Raw genomic sequence first — 18,416 nt, 5'->3', positions numbered from 1 at the left:
GGGCGGCAATCTGCAGGTGAAGAGTGGCAGCGGCGCCACGATCGCCAGCAAGGCCTCTCCGGATTCGCCGGATGCCGTAGCGCTGCCCCAGAGGTACGCACTCTCCCAGAACTGGCCGAACCCGTTCAATCCCAGCACGTCGATTCGCTTCGACCTGCCCGAAGACAGCCACGTCCGGCTCGTCGTCTATGACGCGCTCGGCCGGCAGGTCGTGGAGCTGGTCAACGGCACGCGGAGCGCGGGAATGTACCAGGAGCTCTGGCAGGGCCGCGATGCGAGCGGTCGAGCGGTGCCTTCGGGAGTCTACTTCGCTCACATCGAAGCCGCGTCGGTGATGGGTGCCGGCAACCTGAGCTCGACCCGGAAGATGCTCCTGCTCCAATAAGGTCCATCGTCCTCTCTGAATACCACAGCCAAACGGAACGCCCGCACGAAGTCCGTGCGGGCGTTCGTCAGTCCGGGTGTGCGTGTTCCGGCCCCGGGCTATTGCACCACCGCGAGCTTCCGCGTCAGCCGCCGCGTCCCCACCTGCAATTCGTAGACGTACACGCCGCTCGCCACCCGTGTGCCCGCGGCGTCGATCCCGTTCCAGGTGACCCCGTAGGCGCCTTCCCCTTGCCAGGTGTCCACGAGCCGCCGCACCACGCGCCCGGCGACGTCGCAGATCGTGAGCGGCGGCGCCGTGTTCTCCGCGAGGTCCGTCGTGCCGCACGCAGGGGTTGCATCGCACGTCGTCTCGAAGGATTTCCGGAATCGGTGAGCGAGATGTCGTCGGACCACCAGCCCTCTCCCGCTGTCAGGTTGGCGGCGTTGCAGCCGAGCCGCCAGCGGACGCGCACGGATTTGCCGGCGTAAAGCGGCTGGCCGAGCGGCGCGGTCATGCCGCCCAAGTTCACCGTCACCGTTTGGAAGCCGTTCGAGTTGCCGCTCCAGAAGAGCGTCCCTCGGGCGAAGGGGCTGCCGTTCGGGTTCACCGGCACGCGCGTCGAGTTGTACGAGTTGCCGACATCCTGCCAGGTGGCGCCATCGTCGGCGGAGATCTCGAGCACCGCGCCGTCGTAGCCGTCCTCGAGGATGAAGCGGTGCTGGAAGTGGAGCATCGAAGTCGAGCTGACATTACTGCGTTGCGCCCGCGCTCCTTTCCGCACCCCGACCGGGGCCGAGCGATTCCTCTTCCCTTCGCTCCCTCGCTGGTCTATCATTCTCTCCTCCGCACGTTGCCCGATTGCTGCACCGACATCACCATGGTTCCCACCGACTTCCGAAAGGAAGGCAACGTGAAACGCGCATTGGTTTGGCTCAGCCTAGCCGGATTCGTCCTCGCGTTGTTCGCCGCGGGCTGCTTGCAGGAGCCCGATCTGACCGGCCCGCAAAAGACCGGTAACCAGGCACTTGCCCCGTTCATCGCCCACCCGAACGCCGAGATCGTTCCGGATGGATACATCGTGGTGCTCAAACAGGACATCATGCAGGTCGACAGCGATGTCGATGACATCGAACGCTCTTACGGCATCCGCGCCGCATACAGGTACCAGACGGCGCTCAAGGGGTTCGCCGCCCGGTTGTCCGCGGCGTCGCTCGACGGGCTGAGACACGACCCGCGCGTGGCCTACATCGAGCAGGATCAGGTCGCCCACGCGGTCGGCACACAACCCGGGGCGACGTGGGGCCTGGACCGAATCGACCAGCACGATCTGCCGCTCAACAGCACCTACAACTACAACCAGACCGGCACCGGCGTGGACGCGTACATCCTCGACACGGGAATCCGCATCACGCACAACGAGTTCGGCGGCCGGGCCGCCGCCGGCGTGGACGAGATCACGCCGGGTGGTACGGCGGACGACGCCAACGGCCACGGCACGCACGTCGCGGGCACCGTCGGCGGCACCACCTACGGCGTCGCCAAGAACGTGCATTTGATCGCCGTCCGCGTGCTGGATGCGAGCGGCTCCGGCACGTTTGCCCAGGTCATCGCGGGTGTCGACTGGGTCACGGCCGACCACACCACGCGTCCCGCGGTCGCCAACATGTCGCTCACCGGCTCGGTCTCCGCCTCGCTCGATGCTGCGGTGCGCAACTCCATCGCCGACGGAGTCACCTACTGTGTCGCCGCCGGCAACTCGGGCGCGAACGTCTCCAACTTCTCGCCGGCGGATGTGGCCGAGGCGATCACCGTCGGCGCCACGAACATCAACGATGTGTGGGCGTCTTTTTCGAACTTCGGTGCCGGCGTCGACATCCTGGCCCCCGGAGTGAACGTCACGTCGGCCTGGAACACCTCGAACACGGCGACGAACACCATCTCCGGCACCTCGATGGCGACGCCGCACGTGTGCGGCGCCTCGGCGCTCTTCCTCGAGGCGAATCCCGCGTCGACGCCGGCCCAGGTGGTCGCCGGCCTGACTGCGATCGCGTCGCCCAACAAGATCACCGGCGTCCCGAGCGGCACCGTGAACCTGTTGCTCTACTCGCTCATCGGGGGCGCCACGCCGCCGCCGGCCGCGCCAACGCTGGTGTCGCCAGCAAACGGCGCCACAGGCGTCTCGACGAGCCCGACACTCACCTGGAACGCGTCCGCCACCGCGACGTCGTACCGGGTGCAGGTGGCGACCGACGCCGCCTTCGCGACGCTGGTCAGCGACCAGAGCGTCCCGGGGACCTCGGCGAACGTGACTGGACTCGCCGCGGGCACGGTGCACTACTGGCGCGTGAACGCGACCAACGCCGGTGGCACGAGCGCCTGGTCCACGGTGTCGAGCTTCACAACCGCAGCCGGCGGCAGCCCGCCTGCGGCGCCGACGCTGGTGTCGCCCTCGAACGGCACGCCCAACGCCTTCCGCACGCCGACCCTGACGTGGAACGCTTCCACGGGAGCGACCTCGTATCACGTGCAGGTCTCGACCAGCTCGAGCTTCGCGACGTTGACGTACGACAATGCGAGCGTGACGGGAACGTCGGTGACCCTGCCGCTGCTGACCGGCAAGGTCACCTACTTCTGGCACGTGAGCGCATCGAACGGCTCCGGCACGAGCGCGTACTCTGGCACCTTCAGCTTCAGAACGCGCCCGAACTGAGCGATTTCATGTTTGCATGGGAGCGGCGCCCCGTCCTGGGGCGCCGCCCTCTTTTCCGCCGTGGGAGGTCGTGGTTCTCGGCCCGAAGTAACCCTGGGCCGGCCTGCCGCGTAGCATCCGATGGGACTCCGCCGCAAGGGCTTCTGGCCTGGGAGGTTCATCGTGGATAGGTCGAACCGACCTGCCGTTCCCTGTTTCCGAAGACCTTGGGCCGGCCTTCCGCGTACTGGCCTGGGGCGAACTCGGAGGAAACTGGCAGCCCAGGGGCTGCCCTTCTTCGCCGCAGTCTGCCTCGTCTCCTCCCCTTCCCAGGCCAGTGAGGAGCGCACGGCAGATTACGACTTCCCGGCGGCCGGCGTCCGTGACGTGGAGCTGCACTTTCCGTTCGGGGCTCTGAGCGTGGAGCCTGGCGACGACGATCAGGTGCACGTAAAGCTCGAGCTCGAGTGCCGCCACCATTGGGGCGACTGCGAGGAGCGCCTCGAGCGGATCAAGGTGGAAGCCGACCCCCGAGGCAGCCACCTGTACCTCGAGGTCATGGGCATGTCCAAGAGCTCGAACCACGGCCTGCACGTGGGAATGCGTGTCACCCTGCCGAAGGAAATGGGCCTCGAGGTGCACATGGGGGCCGGAGAGCTGCGCATCGCGGGACTGCGCGGCGACATCGACGTCCGCCTCGGCGCCGGCGACATCGACATCCGCCTGGCCGAGGACGACGTGGGTTCGGTGGACCTGGAGGCAGCCGTGGGCGACGCCAACCTGAAGCTCCGCCATGGCCGGGCGGAGAGCGTTCGCCGGCACCTCGTCGGCGGCGAGGTCCACTGGAGTCGCGGCGAAGGCGACGCCGATGTGGGCGTCCGCGTCGGTGCTGGCGACATCGAGGTCCGCCTCGACTGAAAACCCGTCAGGCCCCGAGGCCGCTCGGGCACCTCGGGGCCGACGGATTCGCCCAGGCTCGCGCCTTCACTTCTTGCGCGTGTACACCAGCTCCATGCTCTTGAATTCCTTACCATCCGGACCGGTGTCGAAGAACTCGTGCATTTCCTTGTCCGGCCCGTCGTCGCGCGCGGTCATGCGCGACTTCTTCATCTTTCCGGTCATGGGGTCGAAGTACTCACCCGTGTAGGTGCACGCCCCCTTGTCGTCGCACTGGCCCTTGCTCAGCATCACGCCCGTGCCCATGTTGTCGTTCCAGGTACCCCAGAACGCCTTGGCCACGTTGTCGTAGCCCGCCAGCCCGTAGCCCTCGAACGGCTGGCCCATGAACCCTGCACTGCTGACCTTCTCGGCCATGACACGGCCACCCAGCATCATCGTGCGCTCGGCCGCGCCGCTCATTTCCACCGGCGGTGCGCCCGGAGCCTGCCAGAACTTGCCGGTGAACGACCACATGCCCGCCTTGGTCGCCAGCCACTGATGCTGCTTGCCTGGCGTGGCGGCCTTCATCATGGCGTCCATCATCGCCTTTTCTTCCGCCGACATTTCCTTCTGGCCGGGCGGGCTCTGCGCGGCGAGCGGCAGCGCGACCACGGCGGCCGCCAAGGAGGCGACACACCAGATCTTGATCCACGTTCCCCTCATGGTTCGTGTCCCCTTTTCGCTAGAGGAGGTTGACCGTTGGCTGAAACCGTGCCACGGAGTATACGACCCCTTCAGCCGCGTAACCAGGGTGGAGGTACCAGCGTAATCACCATCATGAGGGCATTTCCTACCCCATGGAGCAGGGCCGGGTCGCCCCTCCGCGGCCTGGTGACGCTGACGGCGATGCTGGGCACGGCCCTGGCAGGCGAGAGCGCCGACCATCCCCCGGTGATCCATGTCGAGCAGCCCACCGGCATCGAGCTCACGCAGTACGCCGAGACCTGGCCGGCCCTCGAGCCGTACATCGCGCAGATTCGCCAAGGCGATCGCGAGGCGGTGGTGGCGACTCTGCGGTCTCTCGCCGCCGGGACCGATCCGTCGGACGGCGTGCTGAATCTCCTCGCGCAGATGGAGCGCGAGGATGGTTCACTGGACAAGGCAAGTCTCTCGATCGAGAGAGCGATCGCGTTGCATCCCGAGCAGCCCTTGCATCACTTCCAGCAAGCTCTCATCTGCTTCGCCCACCTCTCCCGTGCCACGGGCGGATTGGATCGCTGGAACTGGCACAACAAGACGAAGGACGCCTACCAAAGAGCCTTCGATCTCGACCCGCGCCCTGTGCCCTACCGGTATTACCTCGCCTACACGTATCTGCAAGCACCGGGAATCGCCGGTGGCGACAAGGACAAGGCGCTGCAGATGGTCCAAGAGGCCATCGACATGGGCGAGAAGGAGTTCTATGTCGTCCGCGCCGACGTCCATCGGCTGCGCAGCGAGCCGGCACTGGCCTTCGCCGACTACGACCAGGCGAAGGCGGAGAATGTCTTCAAGCTGAACGCGTTCCTGGCGGCAGGTCGTCTGGCTCTCGAGAGGAAAGACCCGAAGCGAGCCAAGGACTACTTCGATTGGGCGGTGTATTGCCGGCCCGAGAGCCCCCGCACGCACGAGGGTCTCGGCGATTACTACATCGCGGTGGGGGACACGGAGTCGGCGACGAAGGCTTACGAAGCGGCGCTGCGCGCCGATCAGGAGTACGAGCCCGCCAGGGAAAAGCTCGCGACGCTCACGAAGGCGCGCTGACCCGGGGTACCGTCCCTGCCGCCTTGTGTCGACGAGGGAGAATCCGTTTCCCCTTCGTGCCTAGCGCTTCGGCCCCTGGACGAGCACGTCCAAGCCGTACTTTTCGAAAAACGCCACGGCTTCCGGATCCTGCTTGCCAGCCCACATCACATACTGGCCAACCGCGGCTCCGCCGCAGGCGTAGTAGCCAGCCGCCCCGCCGCCGACTGCAACGCCACCCACAGCGGCGCCGCCCACGGCAAGACCACCGACCGCGAGGCCGCCGAACGCCGCCAAGATGCCCACCGAAAGGCCGCCGAAGCTGAAGAGCCCGGCGGCGAGGCCTCCCAGCGCAATCACGCCGCGCGCCAAGCCGCCGATGGCCAAGAAGCCGGTGGCCATGTCGCCGAGAGCGATGATGCCGCGGGCGTGCCCGCGCACCTCGCCGCGTTGCAGATCCGGGCCGATGGCGATGTCGTACAGCGGCCAGTCGCCGAAAGTCGCCTGCGAGCGCTTCCGCACCGGCCGGAAGGCGCCGCCCTTCGTCATCGCGAGCTCGCGCTCGAGCTGGTTGATTCTCTGCGCCATTTCTTCGCGTGATTTCATGACCCCTCCCGCTGTCGAACGCGCGGGGGCGAGTGGCACCCCCGCCGCGCCAACATCCAACCTTGCGGCGCCTTGCACGCCGTCCCCGAATAGACTAGCGTGGCGCCCCAGAAGGGCAAGGGATTCGATGCGCGTGCGGAGTTGGATCTTCGCGGGTCTGGCTGCCGGCAGCAGCATGCTCCCCGTTTGGGGCTGCTCGAAAGCCCCGGCCCCGCCGGAGAAGCCGCTGTCGGCCTACCTCGACTACACCGGGCGTGACGACATCCTTGCTGGCGGCGTGCAGATGATCCCGGTGACCACGCCGGCAGGCACCTTCCGGGTGTGGACGAAACGCATCGGCAACAACCCGAGAATCAAGCTGCTCCTCCTCCATGGCGGACCCGGCTTCACCCACGAATACCTGGAGGCGTTCGACAGCTATCTCCCCGGTGCGGGCATCGAGTACTACTACTATGACCAACTCGGCTCCCATTACAGCGACCAGCCCGAGGCACCGGAGCTCTGGGACACCGCACGTTTCGTCGACGAGGTCGAGCAGGTGCGCCAGGCACTGGGGCTCGACCGCGACAACTTCTTTCTGCTCGGACACTCGTGGGGAGGCCTGCTGGCTCTCGAATACGCCCTCGCGCATCAGGAACATCTCAAGGCCCTGATCATCTCTAACATGATGGCGAGTGTGCCTGCTTACAACGCCTACGCCGATAGCGTCTTCCACTCCAGCATGGATCCAGCGGTACTCGCCGAGCTGAAGAATCTCGAAGCAGCGCAGGACTATGGCAACCCCCGCTACATGGGCCTCCTGATCCCACACCACTACGAGCTCCACGTGCTGCGCATCCCCCACGACCAGTGGCCGGATCCGGTCCAGCGGGCCTTCGCGCACATGAACCCTGCGATCTACATTCCCATGCAGGGACCGAGCGAGCTCGGCGCCAGCGGCAAGCTCGTGCGCTGGGATCGCAGCGCCGACCTGGGAAAGATCGCGGTGCCGGCGCTCACGATCGGGGCGGCCTACGACACGATGGACCCGAAGCACATGGAATGGATGGCCGGGCGGATGCAGAAGGGGCATTACCTGCATTGCCCGAAGGGCAGCCACCTGGCGCTCTACGACGACCAGGAGGTCTACATGCGGGGTGTCATCGATTTCATCCTGGGCGTCGACGCGGGCCGTCTCTAAAGCCCTTCGAGCCCGGGCCCGCCGAGGCGAGGCCCCAGCGCCCCGGACCCGGTGTCGGCCCCAGAGGCCGGGGAGGTCCTCCGGCCGGCTCCCGACTCGGGGCGCCGTACCCCAGCGGCGGCCTCCGCCGCCGGGCCGGTCGGTCGGCAGACTCCTGCAGTCGGCCTCCGGTGAAACCCGGAGTTCGTCCGGCACCAACAGTCGTCGGGGTCGAGCGGAGCAGGAAAGCTACACGACTCCATTTCAATCCACCGTCCCGTCCCCATTGTGTATCTCAATGACACTGTTACATTCCCCGATGTCGCCTCAAGAGGACCCCTGAGGATCACCCGCGTTCGCCTGACCCTCCCCAGGGCCGTTCTGGGAGCGGCTCCGGGGAGGATGGGCGACTCGCCGTGGGTGGTGAAAACACCCCACCCCGACTGGCCCGGTGATCATTGACCAACGAACGCAACGAGCATATCTTGCGCTTGGTTGGGAGCGGTACACCGGACAAAAGGAGGCGTAACGATGCGGCCAAGAATCCTCGTCCTTGGCTTCGTGGTGTCTCTATTGACCGTCGCGCATGGTCCCGCGACCGCGCAGGAGGTCACTTCGGGAACCATCGACGGTACCGTGGCGGACGCGCAGGGAACCCCCCTGCCGGGCGTCACAGTGATCCTGTCTTCCGCTCAGGGAACGAAGACGGAAGTCACCGATGCCAATGGACGCTTCGTCTTCACCCATCTACCAGCCGGCAGCGACTACAATTTGAAGGCAACGTTGCAAGGCTTCAACACCGTCGAGAGACAGAACCTCGACGTGCGGCTCGGCGCGCGCTTGCGCATCGAGATCACCCTCTCCGCCGGCGTCACCGAGCAGATCGAAGTCGTCGGCGAAGCGCCCGTGGTGGACCTCTCCACGACCACGACCGGCGCCACGATCACCTCGGAGCTCATGTCGAGCATCCCGATCGGTCGGAGCTTTTCCAGTACCCTCGCCTTGGCGCCGGGTGTCGTCGCCAGCGGTCTGCCGGGTTCCGGGGAGTCGAATCCGTCCATCTCCGGAGCCAGCGGCCTCGAGAACGTCTACGTGATCGACGGCGTCAACATCAACAACGCGGGCTACGGCAGCGCCGGGTCGTACTCCATCGTCTTCGGTTCGCTCGGTACGGGCGTGAACTTCGACTACATCAAAGAAGTCCAGGTCAAGACCGGTGGCTACGAACCGGAGTACGGCGAGGCCCTGGGTGGCTTCATCAACCTGGTGACCAAGACGGGCGGCAATGAATGGAAGAGCAGCGCGTTCGGCTACTTCCAGGGTGCCGAGGCCGAGCGCGCCTTGACCGACCGCCAAGTGGGCGCCGTGGATATCACCAATTTCCAGAGCCAGGACTATGGTGCCGAGGTGAGTGGCCCGATCAAGACCGACAAGGTCTTCTTCTACGGCGCCTTCGACCCGACGTTCACGACGCGGACCACGACGACGGCGGCAGCGCTCACCCGGGATCTGGGGTTCAAGCACGAGCTCGACGCGGATCGCACCATCTGGAACTATGCCGGCAACGTCAAATGGTTCGCGCACCCGAAGCACTCGTTCAGTGTCTCCGCGTTCGGCGACCCCTCGACGGGCGACATGGGGCCGCAGCGAACCGAAGCCGCCGCCGTCGTCGACCCCACGGCGCGCTTTTCCGATATCAAATTCGGCGGCAACAACGTCGTGGCGCGCTGGGAGGGCGAGCTGCACGACAACAGCTTCATCGAGGCGTCGTACGCCTATCACAAGGACAACTTCGAGGAAAACCTGGCACGTAACCAGGCCAGCGGCACGATGTTCTTCGATCCCTCCACGGGGGACACGCTGGCGACGCCGCGCCTGTTCGGCGGTCCCGGCTTCTTCGAGGATGCGTCCTCGTGGAACTCGCAGTACCGGCTGAAGTTCTCCAACTTCCTGCAAGCCGCAGGCGAGCACAACCTGCGCTATGGTTTCGAGTTCCAGGACATCGGCTACGACCACACGGCGAACTACTCGGGCCCCTCGGGCTTGCAGATCCCGCTGGACACCATCTCGCGCCCGGGGCTGCCGGATTCGATCGTCTTCACCAACGCGCAGAGCGGTTACATCTGGGATATCGACGCCGACGACTTCCGGATCAGCCGCATCCGCAGCGGCTCGCTCACGGCGGAGACGAAGACCCACTACCTATCGTTCTTCCTCTCCGATTCGTGGAGCCCGGTCAAGTGGATCAACTTGATGGGGGGAGTTCGCTACGAAGAGGAGACCCTCCTCGGCACCGTCACCAAGTTCAACTGGGAGAACAACTGGGCGCCGCGGGCGCACATCACCATCGACCCGACGAGGGACAACAAGACCAAGGTCTCCTTCTCCTACGGCCGTTTCTTCGGCAAGGTGCCCAACGATCTGGCGGTCCGGGCGCTGTCGACGGAGGTCACGCACATCGTGCGCTATCCGATCTCGAACGTCGACCTCAGCGACCCGAACAACCCCAGGATCATCGATCCGACGGTGTTCAATTCGTTCACGGTGTTCGGCAACGAACCGACCATCGTCGACCCCAAGGCGAAGCTGACCTACCAGGACGAGTACGTGGCCGGCGTCGAGCGTGAAGTGATCCCGTTCCTCAACGTCGGGGTCAGCTACATGCACCGGAGTCTGGGGCGGACGCTGGAGGACGTGGCCCTGGTGCCGTACACAGACCTCCTGGCCGGGGCCGAGTTCGGCAGCTACTTCATCACCAACCCGGGGCCGAATGTCCTGGCGGTGAACGGTGAGCCCGGCTTCCCGAAACCGTCGCGCAAGTACGACGCTGTCACCCTCAAGTGGGAGAAGCGCATGCGCGACCGCTGGCAGGTGCAGGGCTCCTACACCTGGTCGAAGCTGGAGGGGAACTACGAGGGTTACTTCCGCCGTGACAACGGCCAAAGCGACCCCTTCATCACCTCGCTCTTCGACTTCCCCTACCTGGCGACGCCCCAGGACCGACAGATCTGGCAGCACACGATCGAGGATGGCGTACTGCCGAACGACCGCACCCACGTGTTCAACCTCTTCGGCTCGTACGCTTTCGAGTTCCAAGGGCGTGTGCCGGGAACCCTCAACCTCGGAATGAGCTGGACAGCGATCAGCGGCGTCCCCATCACCGCCCTCGGTTTCAACGAGGCCTACGGCAACGGTTACGAGATCCCGCTGGTAGCGCGCGGTGAGGGTGGAGTGCGGCAGGCGGACGGTACCGTGGTCCCCGGGAGCTTCAAGCGCGGCCCGACCACGAATGACGTCGGCATCCATGCCGACTACACCTTCCGCGTCGGCCGGCAGCGGATCGCGGCGATCGTTCGGGTGTTCAACGTCTTCAACGATCAGGATGGTGTCGACTTCGATCAAGGCTTCGAGCTGAACGCTCCGGGCGACACCAACCCGGACTTCGGCAAGACCACGGTGTTCCAACAGCCCCGGCGCTTCCAGTTCGCGCTGCGGGCGAGCTACTGAGGTCGGTACGCTCCGGTTCCAGGAGAAAGGAACCGGCGGCACATGGAACGCAACGGCGGGGACGGCGATGCCGTCCCCGCTGTCGTTTCGGGGCTATTGTTGGGCACTCACTTGGTCAAGATGAGTTTTTGCGTCGCCATTTGCCCATTGGCCACAATTCGTGCTATGTACATGCCTGACGGGACGCTGCGCCCCGCTTCGTCGACTCCGGACCAAGACAACACGTAGTCCCCTGGGCCATGAGTTTTCTCTACAAGCGTTTTGATCAACTTCCCTCGCGAGTCGTAGATCGAGAGGCGCACACGACCTATCCTCGCCGCAGAATAAGTAATCCATGTGCCGCTCTTGAAAGGATTCGGCCATGTCCCGAGGCGGAGTTCTGCTGTAGCCGAATTCAGCGACTCCTGAACCGAAGAAGTCGTACAGCCCTCGCCTGTGGCACCAATCAAAACCTCACAACTGTTGTTCTCAGGCAAGCAGGGCGAACTCGACCGGAGTGAAGCATCCAGGCTGGCGATGGGATCCGGAGTGCAGAACAAGGGGTCTACGCTGATGTTCCCTCCACCATCGACACCACAGAGAAGATCGGATTGCGTATTGCCGAAGAGATTAGAACAGATAAAGGTTCCAGAGCCGCTGCAGGCGGAGCCCTCGTTGAAGGCGATGATGGAATTCTCTACCATCCCCGGCTGAAGAAAGACAGCAGATGCAAAGCTGGGGCTGGGCGAACTGTTGCCGACCACAGTGCAACCGACGAGTTTTCCGTGAGGGCTAATACTAATCGTGGGGCCGGTGAAGGACTCGTTCGCGATGAAGATGCAATCCTCAACGTATCCTCCTCCGGAAAGAGCGCTTCCGTTCGTCGCGACGTTGGCGACGAACATGCAGCGGAGCACCGAGTCTCCGTTAGCCGAGACGGCGCCACCCCATGCGCCAAACGGTGCCGTGCCCGAGTTCCCCTCAAACCAACAATCCTTCAGACTCGAGACAGGATAGCCCGTGCGAGTAGCCAGAATTACGGCCCCCCCGCCTGCCCCCTGTCCAAAACATCGATTGTCGTAGAACGTGCAGTGGGAGAAGACGGTGTTTTCGCAGCTCGCCGCGCCTCCGCCGCCTGCCGAGCCTGCATCAGAGGTGTTGCGCAAGAATTGGCATCGAACGATGAGACCAGTTCCTTCATAGCAGGCAAGGCCGCCACCAATACCCGCTAAGTTGTCCCGGATGATGCAATCCGAGACGATGAGATCGGAGAAATCGGATAGAATGCCGCCGCCTAAGCCATCCGAGTATCCACGGGTGATCGTCAGACCTGATATCGATACCTCTCCCGGATCCCGACTCCGCATGACTCGGCCATTGTTCTCTGCGTCCAGGATCGTTTGTGTCGCTCCCAACTCGCCGCGCAAGCGGACCCCGTTTTTTAACTGGACCATGGATTCACCCGTTGCATTTTGCGAGGTCCATGTGTAATTCCCCGCGGCGACAAGCACGGTGTCGCCAGCGCTAGCCGAGTCCATAGCGGCCTGAATCGTCGGAGCGTCGCCGCCGCCGTCGGGCGTCACGCGCCAGATCGTGGGAGTGACAGAGCTGGGGAGACACAGAAAGAGGAGCCCAGCAACGACTTTCATAGGGCGTTTGCTCGCCATTGGCCCCCCAAGGGGTCCTCTGCTCAGCTTACCATCCTACGCACAGCTTATGACGGCGGTGCTCGACTCGTCGACAAGATCGGGGAGGCTCCCACCTGGCGGGTCGACTCGCCGCCCGCACGGCCGGCACGACGCTGCGTCGTTCACCGAGGTGAAGTCTCGATGGCGGTGAGGATCTCCCGGATCTGCGCCGCGTCCGGAGCTTGCGGTTCGAGAGCGAGATAACGCGACAGGTAGCGTTGGGCGGCGGTCACGTCCTTTTTCTCGCCTTGGAGGCAAGCGAAACCGAGGGCCTTCGCGGCCTGGGCGTGGGTGGAATCGAGGCTCGCGGCTTTCTCGAGATGCGGGCGCGCCTGGTCGAACGCCTTCTGCTGGAAGAGAATGGCTCCCATGTTGTACTGCACCTCGACGTCCTCGGGCCGCAGCGTCGCCGCCTGCTCGTATTCCTGTAGCGCCGCTTCGTGCTGCCCTTGCTTCTCCAGGACCAGAGCCAGGTCGAACCTCGCCTCGAAGAGATCCGGCTTGAGCGCCAGCACCTCGCGATACGCCGCCACCGCCTCGTCCAGCTGGCCCTGGACCGCGTAACAACGGGCGCGGACGAAGCGCACGGCATATTCATAGCTTCCGGCACCCAGAGCGAGCAGCTCCTCGGCTTTCTGCCGGGCGCGGACGCAGTCGTTCGCCGCCAGAGCGGCGTAACCCTCCTCGTACAGCGCTGCCGCCTTCTTGCCCAGCTCGCGCTTCGCCTTGGAGACCTGGCTTTCCAGCACGATCTTCGCGTCGATGGTGACCACGTCCCGGGGCGAGGCCGACCAATCGAAGTTCTCCGTCCGCGTGACGTATCCGGACTTTTCGAAGCTGCCCTCGTAGTGCGCGTGCGGGATCATCCGGCGGTCGAAGGTGCCGTCGTCGTGGGTCGTGAACACGAGGCGGGAGCCCGTCTCGACGTCGCGCAAGGTGACATGCACGCCCCCCAGGGGTTGGCCCGAGGCATCGACCACGCGTCCCTTGAAGCGGTAGTCCTCCACCAGCTGGGCGCGGGCCGGGAGCCCGAGCGCGACGAGGAGGGCGACTGTGGCGGAGGCGACCCCTGGCGGTCTGCAGCTCACGGCGACGCCTCGATGTCTTCGGTGACGATGCCGATGTTCTCGGCCCCGGCGCTGCGGCAGAGATCCATGGCTTGGATGACGGTGCCGTAGGGCACGGTGTCCTCGGCGTTGACGAAGATGACGCGCCCGCCGCCGCGCTGGACGAACACCTCGTGCAACCGCGCCCCGAGCTGTCCGAGGCTCAGCTCCTCGCGGTTGAGGAAGAAGCGGCCGTCGGCGGTGATGCTGAGCACGAGCTGCTTCTCGGAAAAGGCCTGCGGCAGCGGCTGGTCGCTCTTCTTTGGGATGTCGCTGTCCATCCCTTGGGTGAGGAGGGGGGTGATGATCATGAAGAGGACGAGCAGCACGAGCAACACGTCGATGAGCGGCGTGACGTTGATCTCGGACTTCTGCTGGTCGAGTCCGCCGAGACCGATGGGCATGGGTCCCCCTCTCCTACGGCGTGCCGGCGCCCCCGGCGCCGCCCGGGGTCTGGCTCGCGGCCGGCGGCGTCCCCGGCGTGGCCTCTTCCTTGATCTCCTCGGCGATCAGCGCCGCCCCCTCGAAACCGACCGCGCGCCCGGCGCGCACGACCTCCTTGATGTCGCGGAAAGGCACGTTGCGGTCGGCCTTGATCTGCAGCTGCAGGGCGCTGTTGCCACGATAGCGCGCCCGCAACAACTCCTCCAGCTTCGTCCGGTCGATCGGGTCCTTGCCGATGTACACCTGACCGCGTTCCGTGAGCGCCACCACGAGCACCTGCTCCTCGTTCTCCGAGACCGGATGGACGTTGAGCGCCTTGGGCAACGACACCCCCACCCCCTTCTGGAGCATCGGGGTCACGAGCATGAAGATGATGAGCATGACGAGCATCACGTCCACGAGCGGCGTGATATTGATGTCGCTCTTCAGCGACTTGCTTTCGCCGATCTCCACAGTTCGCTCCTGGAACGTTTGACGAAGTAATCGACCAGCTCGCTGCCGCCGCTGTTCATCTCCACGTTGAAACGCTCGACCCGGTTCAGGAAGTAGTTGAACCCCCACACCGCGGGCAGGGCCACGAACAGCCCCACGGCGGTGTTCACCAGCGCCTCGGCGATGCCGCCCGCCACCGTGCCGATGCCGCCCTGGCCAGCGCGCGCCATGGCGAAGAAGGCATTCATGATCCCCACGACGGTGCCGAAGAGACCGACGAAGGGAGCGGTGGCGCCGATGGAGGCGAGGGCCGAGAGGCCTCGCTTCAGCTCCTGGACGACCATGACCCCCTCGCGCTCGACGGCGCGCCCCATGGTCACCTCGAAACCCAGCGGTGGCTCCGGGTTCTTCCGGTAGTCCCACCAGTCGACGATGGCAGCGGCGTAGACGCGTGCCAGATGGCTCTTCGGGTGCTTCTTGGTCAACTCGAAGAGCGCGTCGATGTCGCCGCCGGGAAGCAGCTTCTTCGCCGCCTCTATGAAGCCCAACGACTGGTTACGGAGCTTCCGGAAGAGCATGTAGCGCTCGATCATCACCCAGATGGAATAGATGGACATGAGCAGAAGGAAGATGAGCACGCTGTGCCCCACCGTCCCCATCGAGCGCCAGATATCCATGGGACCGAAATTGGTCTGCTCCATCGTCACCTCCTCGTTGGCACGTCCTTCGAACCGCCGTCGGCTGCGCCCCCTTCGCGACCTCTATCGGCGCGTCACCGCTTCCCCTCCCAGCTTGAAGGTGACGGTCACCGTCAAGGCGAACTCCACCGGCTCGCCGTTGAGCATTCCCGGGCGGTACCGCCGGCGCTTGACGGCATCCACCGCGGCCTCGGTGCAACCCATCGAGAGGCCGCGCAGCACCTTGACGTCCCGGACGGTGCCGTCCCGTCCGATCAGGGCCTCGAGGATGACCACCCCTTGGATGTGTGAGGCCAGCGCCAAGCGGGGATAGGTGGGCTTCACTTCGTCCACGATCTCGGGCGGGGTGGCTGGCCCGCCGAGACGATAGACCTCGGCCCCGAGCGCTCCCCCCGGCACGCCGCCGGCGACGCCACCCTCGACTCCGCCTTCCACGCCGCCTTCGACGCCCGTGCTCGGCTCCGCCACCGGAATCGGCTCCATGGAGATCTCCTCGGGCATCTCCACCGGCTGCAGCATCTGCTCCGGCGGCGGCACCTCGATCTCGGGCTCCGGCTTGGGCGCGGCGGGCTTGGGCGGCGCTGGCGGAGGCGGTGGCGGCGGCGCGACCTGGGCGAAGGAAACGCGCAGCGGCGGCTCGTGGATGGGAGGCACTTCGAAGTAGTCTTTCACCACGATGACACAGAGCACGAGCAAGTGCACGGCGATGGCGATCTGCAAGGTCACGAGTCGCCAGCCGGAGCGGCGCTCGCGCTTCGATTCGACCAGGGCGCTGAACATCCGCTCGCCGCTGTCCGCCACTTCGGCTCTTTGCGTCGCCATGCCTGTCCGATCCGCGCCGCTTCAGGTCGCGTTCTTCTGTTGCTCCCGCACCTGCCGCGCCCGCTCCTCGAATTCCGTGTAGAGCTTCTCGAACTCCGCCCGCTCGGCATCGGTCGCGGCGAACTTGGCCTTCTCTCGATAGAGGAGATTGGCGTAGATGAGGGCTTCGAAATAGTCGGGACGCAATTCCAGCGCGCGCTTCACCGCACCGAGACCCTCGTCGAGTAACTCCTGACGTCGTTCCTCGGCAACGCGGCCGTGATAGGAGAACTGCCACGCCATCACGGCCAGAGCGTAGTAACCCTCGTGGTTCGTGGGTTCCAGCTCGAGACGCTTCCGGTGCCAGCGAAGTGCCTCGTCGAGCTCTCCGCTCTCCACAGCGAGGTTCGCCAGCATCTGCAGCGTGGCCATGTCGCGCGGATGGCGCTGTAGGCGCGCTTCGAGAAGCGCGCTCGCCTTGTCGGCCTGCCCTGAGTCCAGATAGAGGGTGAGAATGTGCTGCTCGATCCGCTCTCCCTTGGGCACCTCACCTCCGTCGCGTTCCTCCCCCTCCAACAGCGCGACGTAGCGCTGGAACGAAGCCACGGCAGAGTCGGCGAGCACACGGCGCTCCTCCGGATCGGCGCTGGCGCGGAAGAGTGTCACCTGACTGTAGGCACAATTGAGGTAGGCGCGGGAAAGCGTGGGAACATGAGCGAGCGCGCGATGGTAATGCTCGATCGCCGCCTTGTGGTCCCCGGCTAGGTAGCTCTGATTGCCCTTCTTGAGTTCGACCCGGGCGCGGAGTCGATCCACCGGAGCCCCGCAGCCGACGTGGAGGAGAAGCAGCACGCCCGCCAAGCCCGCCTTCGCCAGGCGGGAGGCCCTTGCCGTCACGATGTCAGCCATCGAAGCATCCCTCGTCCCCGGGGCAATCGCCACCTGCACAAAATATAGACTCGAATTGGAGGCCCTTCAATACGTCCAAACCCAGGCAAACCCCATCCGGGGATCTCCCGATCGGCGCACCCTGGCGCCTCCGGTCTCTGCAGGGTCCGCCATGAGTGGCTCGGGCCGAGAGGAAGCGCCGTGTGGATTCGCCTTGCCCCCGCGATCCTCCTCCTGGGGACGCTCGCCGCCGCCGCCCATCCCGCCACCAGCCGTGGCGACTTCGACCGCGAGCTCCGATTTCGCCTGGCCAGTAGGGGCATCAATGCCGATGGCGATGATGCACATCGGGCACGTGCGGGTGGTCGTGGACGAGGGCTTCGTGCCGGTGCGGATGACTGTGCGGCTCCCCGGTCGGATCGTCGGGCCCATGGGTGTGGCGATGGTGGTCATCGTGCACGTGCACATGCTCGTGCACCATCTCCTCGTGCCGATGTTCGTGGCCGTGGCGCTCGCGTAGCAGAACGGTGACTCCCGCCGCCATGGCGATCATGGCGACGAAGTCGAGCCAGCGCAGGCGCTCCCCCACCACGAGGATCGCGGCGAAGGCGCCGACGAAGGGGGCGGTGGCGAAATAGGCGGCCTCCCTGGCGGCCCCGACCAGTCGCAAGGCGTAAACATCGAGAACGACGCTCGCCCCGTAGCTCAGGCAACCGAGGAGCAATGCCGCTCCGGCGACGCCCACGGGCGGGATGTCGCGCTCGAGGCAGAGAGCCAGAATGAGGTTGCTGATCCCGGCCCCGAGCGTCTTCGCCAGGACGATGGCGACGGGATCGCGGAGAGTGAGTCGTTGGGTGAGGTTGTTGTCGAGGGCCCAGCAGAGACAAGCCGCGGCGAGGCAGAGGACACCGAGGGCGTCGGCGCCCGCTTCTCCCGGCTGGAGCGTGAGGAGCGAGGCACCGCCGACGATCAGGAACGCCGCGCTCGCCGCACGGCGGCCGAGGTGGTCACCGAAAAAAAGTACGGCGACCAGGATGGTGAAGGGGGCTTCGAGGTTGAGGAGAAGGGAGGCGCTGACCGCCGTCACGCGCTCCAAGCCGAGGAGCATGAGCACTGGCCCGAGCACACCGCCGAAGAGCGTCACCGCGGCGAGCTTCGGCAGGTCGGCGCGGTGCAGCCCAGCTTCCTCTGTCGCCGGCCGCAGCCGGCGGTAGGCCAGGAGACCAGCCCCGGCTCCCGCATAGAGCAGCCCGGCGAGGAAGAGCGGCCCTGCGTGTGCGAGGAGCCGCTTCGCGACCGGCGCGCTCATGCCGAAGAGCGCCGCGGCGAGGAGTCCGCACAGCGCCCCGCGCTGTTGCGGCGTCATGCGCATGGCCTCTGGTGTCACGACC

17 protein-coding genes are annotated in these 18,416 nt (G+C 65.5%); 6 read left to right on the top strand and 11 right to left on the bottom strand.

Going from position 1 to position 18,416, the window contains the following annotated elements:
- On the top strand, nucleotides 1–385 hold a 385-nt coding region (locus tag VFE28_09060), incomplete at its 5' end, for a FlgD immunoglobulin-like domain containing protein (protein HZM16137.1).
- Nucleotides 386–483: 98 nt separating this feature from the next.
- Here VFE28_09060 and VFE28_09055 read toward each other — a convergent pair.
- Nucleotides 484–780, bottom strand: a complete 297-nt coding sequence (locus VFE28_09055) for a FlgD immunoglobulin-like domain containing protein (protein ID HZM16136.1) — start codon at nucleotides 778–780, stop codon at nucleotides 484–486.
- Here VFE28_09055 and VFE28_09050 point away from each other — a divergent pair.
- Together VFE28_09050 and VFE28_09045 are read left to right on the top strand one after the other, a co-directional pair.
- Entirely contained in the window at nucleotides 720–3,077 is a 2,358-nt protein-coding gene (locus VFE28_09050) for a S8 family serine peptidase (GenBank protein HZM16135.1), read from the top strand. The genes VFE28_09055 and VFE28_09050 overlap by 61 nt on opposite strands.
- Before the next feature lie 366 nt (nucleotides 3,078–3,443).
- Entirely contained in the window at nucleotides 3,444–3,974 is a 531-nt protein-coding gene (locus tag VFE28_09045; protein HZM16134.1) for a DUF4097 family beta strand repeat-containing protein, read from the top strand.
- A gap of 66 nt (nucleotides 3,975–4,040) precedes the next feature.
- On the opposite strand, the gene VFE28_09040 is transcribed toward VFE28_09045, so the two are convergent.
- The gene (locus VFE28_09040; protein ID HZM16133.1) at nucleotides 4,041–4,619 is read right to left on the bottom strand and encodes a DUF1579 family protein; all 579 of its coding nucleotides are present in this window, start codon (nucleotides 4,617–4,619) and stop codon (nucleotides 4,041–4,043) included.
- 207 nt (nucleotides 4,620–4,826) lie between these two features.
- Here VFE28_09040 and VFE28_09035 point away from each other — a divergent pair, with 207 nt between their 5' ends.
- The gene (locus tag VFE28_09035; protein HZM16132.1) at nucleotides 4,827–5,738 is read left to right on the top strand and encodes a tetratricopeptide repeat protein; all 912 of its coding nucleotides are present in this window, start codon (nucleotides 4,827–4,829) and stop codon (nucleotides 5,736–5,738) included.
- A gap of 60 nt (nucleotides 5,739–5,798) precedes the next feature.
- Here the strand turns inward: VFE28_09035 and VFE28_09030 are convergent, their stop codons facing one another.
- The gene (locus VFE28_09030) at nucleotides 5,799–6,323 is read right to left on the bottom strand and encodes a hypothetical protein (protein ID HZM16131.1); all 525 of its coding nucleotides are present in this window, start codon (nucleotides 6,321–6,323) and stop codon (nucleotides 5,799–5,801) included.
- 127 nt (nucleotides 6,324–6,450) lie between these two features.
- On the opposite strand from VFE28_09030, the gene VFE28_09025 reads away from it, so the two are divergent.
- Together VFE28_09025 and VFE28_09020 are read left to right on the top strand one after the other, a co-directional pair.
- On the top strand, nucleotides 6,451–7,503 hold the full coding sequence (locus VFE28_09025) for a proline iminopeptidase-family hydrolase (protein ID HZM16130.1): 1,053 nt from the start codon (nucleotides 6,451–6,453) through the stop codon (nucleotides 7,501–7,503).
- Between the two features lie 510 nt (nucleotides 7,504–8,013).
- Nucleotides 8,014–10,989 (top strand): TonB-dependent receptor, encoded by a 2,976-nt coding sequence (locus VFE28_09020; GenBank protein ID HZM16129.1) that lies wholly within the window; start codon nucleotides 8,014–8,016, stop codon nucleotides 10,987–10,989.
- A gap of 107 nt (nucleotides 10,990–11,096) precedes the next feature.
- On the opposite strand, the gene VFE28_09015 is transcribed toward VFE28_09020, so the two are convergent.
- The 8 genes from VFE28_09015 to VFE28_08980 all read right to left on the bottom strand — a co-directional run bounded on the left by VFE28_09015 (nucleotide 11,097) and on the right by VFE28_08980 (nucleotide 18,412).
- Nucleotides 11,097–12,479 carry a T9SS type A sorting domain-containing protein gene (locus VFE28_09015; GenBank protein HZM16128.1) on the bottom strand — a complete coding sequence of 461 codons (1,383 nt, stop codon included), beginning with the start codon at nucleotides 12,477–12,479 and terminating at the stop codon, nucleotides 11,097–11,099.
- Nucleotides 12,480–12,778: 299 nt separating this feature from the next.
- Nucleotides 12,779–13,744, bottom strand: coding sequence for a tetratricopeptide repeat protein (locus tag VFE28_09010; protein ID HZM16127.1), 966 nt, complete (start codon nucleotides 13,742–13,744; stop codon nucleotides 12,779–12,781).
- Complete coding sequence (locus tag VFE28_09005; protein ID HZM16126.1) at nucleotides 13,741–14,166, bottom strand: biopolymer transporter ExbD; 426 nt, start codon at nucleotides 14,164–14,166, stop codon at nucleotides 13,741–13,743. The genes VFE28_09010 and VFE28_09005 overlap by 4 nt, the downstream gene beginning before the upstream one ends.
- A 13-nt stretch (nucleotides 14,167–14,179) precedes the next feature.
- Nucleotides 14,180–14,659, bottom strand: a complete 480-nt coding sequence (locus VFE28_09000; protein ID HZM16125.1) for a biopolymer transporter ExbD — start codon at nucleotides 14,657–14,659, stop codon at nucleotides 14,180–14,182.
- Entirely contained in the window at nucleotides 14,632–15,339 is a 708-nt protein-coding gene (locus VFE28_08995; protein HZM16124.1) for a MotA/TolQ/ExbB proton channel family protein, read from the bottom strand. Before VFE28_08995 ends, VFE28_09000 begins: the two co-directional genes overlap by 28 nt.
- A gap of 60 nt (nucleotides 15,340–15,399) precedes the next feature.
- A complete protein-coding gene (locus VFE28_08990; GenBank protein HZM16123.1) occupies nucleotides 15,400–16,158 on the bottom strand; it encodes an energy transducer TonB in 759 nt (252 codons plus the stop codon).
- Between the two features lie 21 nt (nucleotides 16,159–16,179).
- Nucleotides 16,180–17,046, bottom strand: coding sequence for a hypothetical protein (locus tag VFE28_08985; protein ID HZM16122.1), 867 nt, complete (start codon nucleotides 17,044–17,046; stop codon nucleotides 16,180–16,182).
- A 301-nt stretch (nucleotides 17,047–17,347) separates the two neighbouring features.
- Nucleotides 17,348–18,412: a DMT family transporter gene (locus VFE28_08980; GenBank protein HZM16121.1), complete on the bottom strand. Its 1,065-nt coding sequence runs from the start codon at nucleotides 18,410–18,412 to the stop codon at nucleotides 17,348–17,350.
- Between the last annotated feature and the right edge of the window lie 4 nt (nucleotides 18,413–18,416).

This window comes from Candidatus Krumholzibacteriia bacterium (genome assembly GCA_035649275.1).
Classification (GTDB): Bacteria; Krumholzibacteriota; Krumholzibacteriia.
This window is presented reverse-complemented; position numbering and strand designations above follow the sequence as displayed.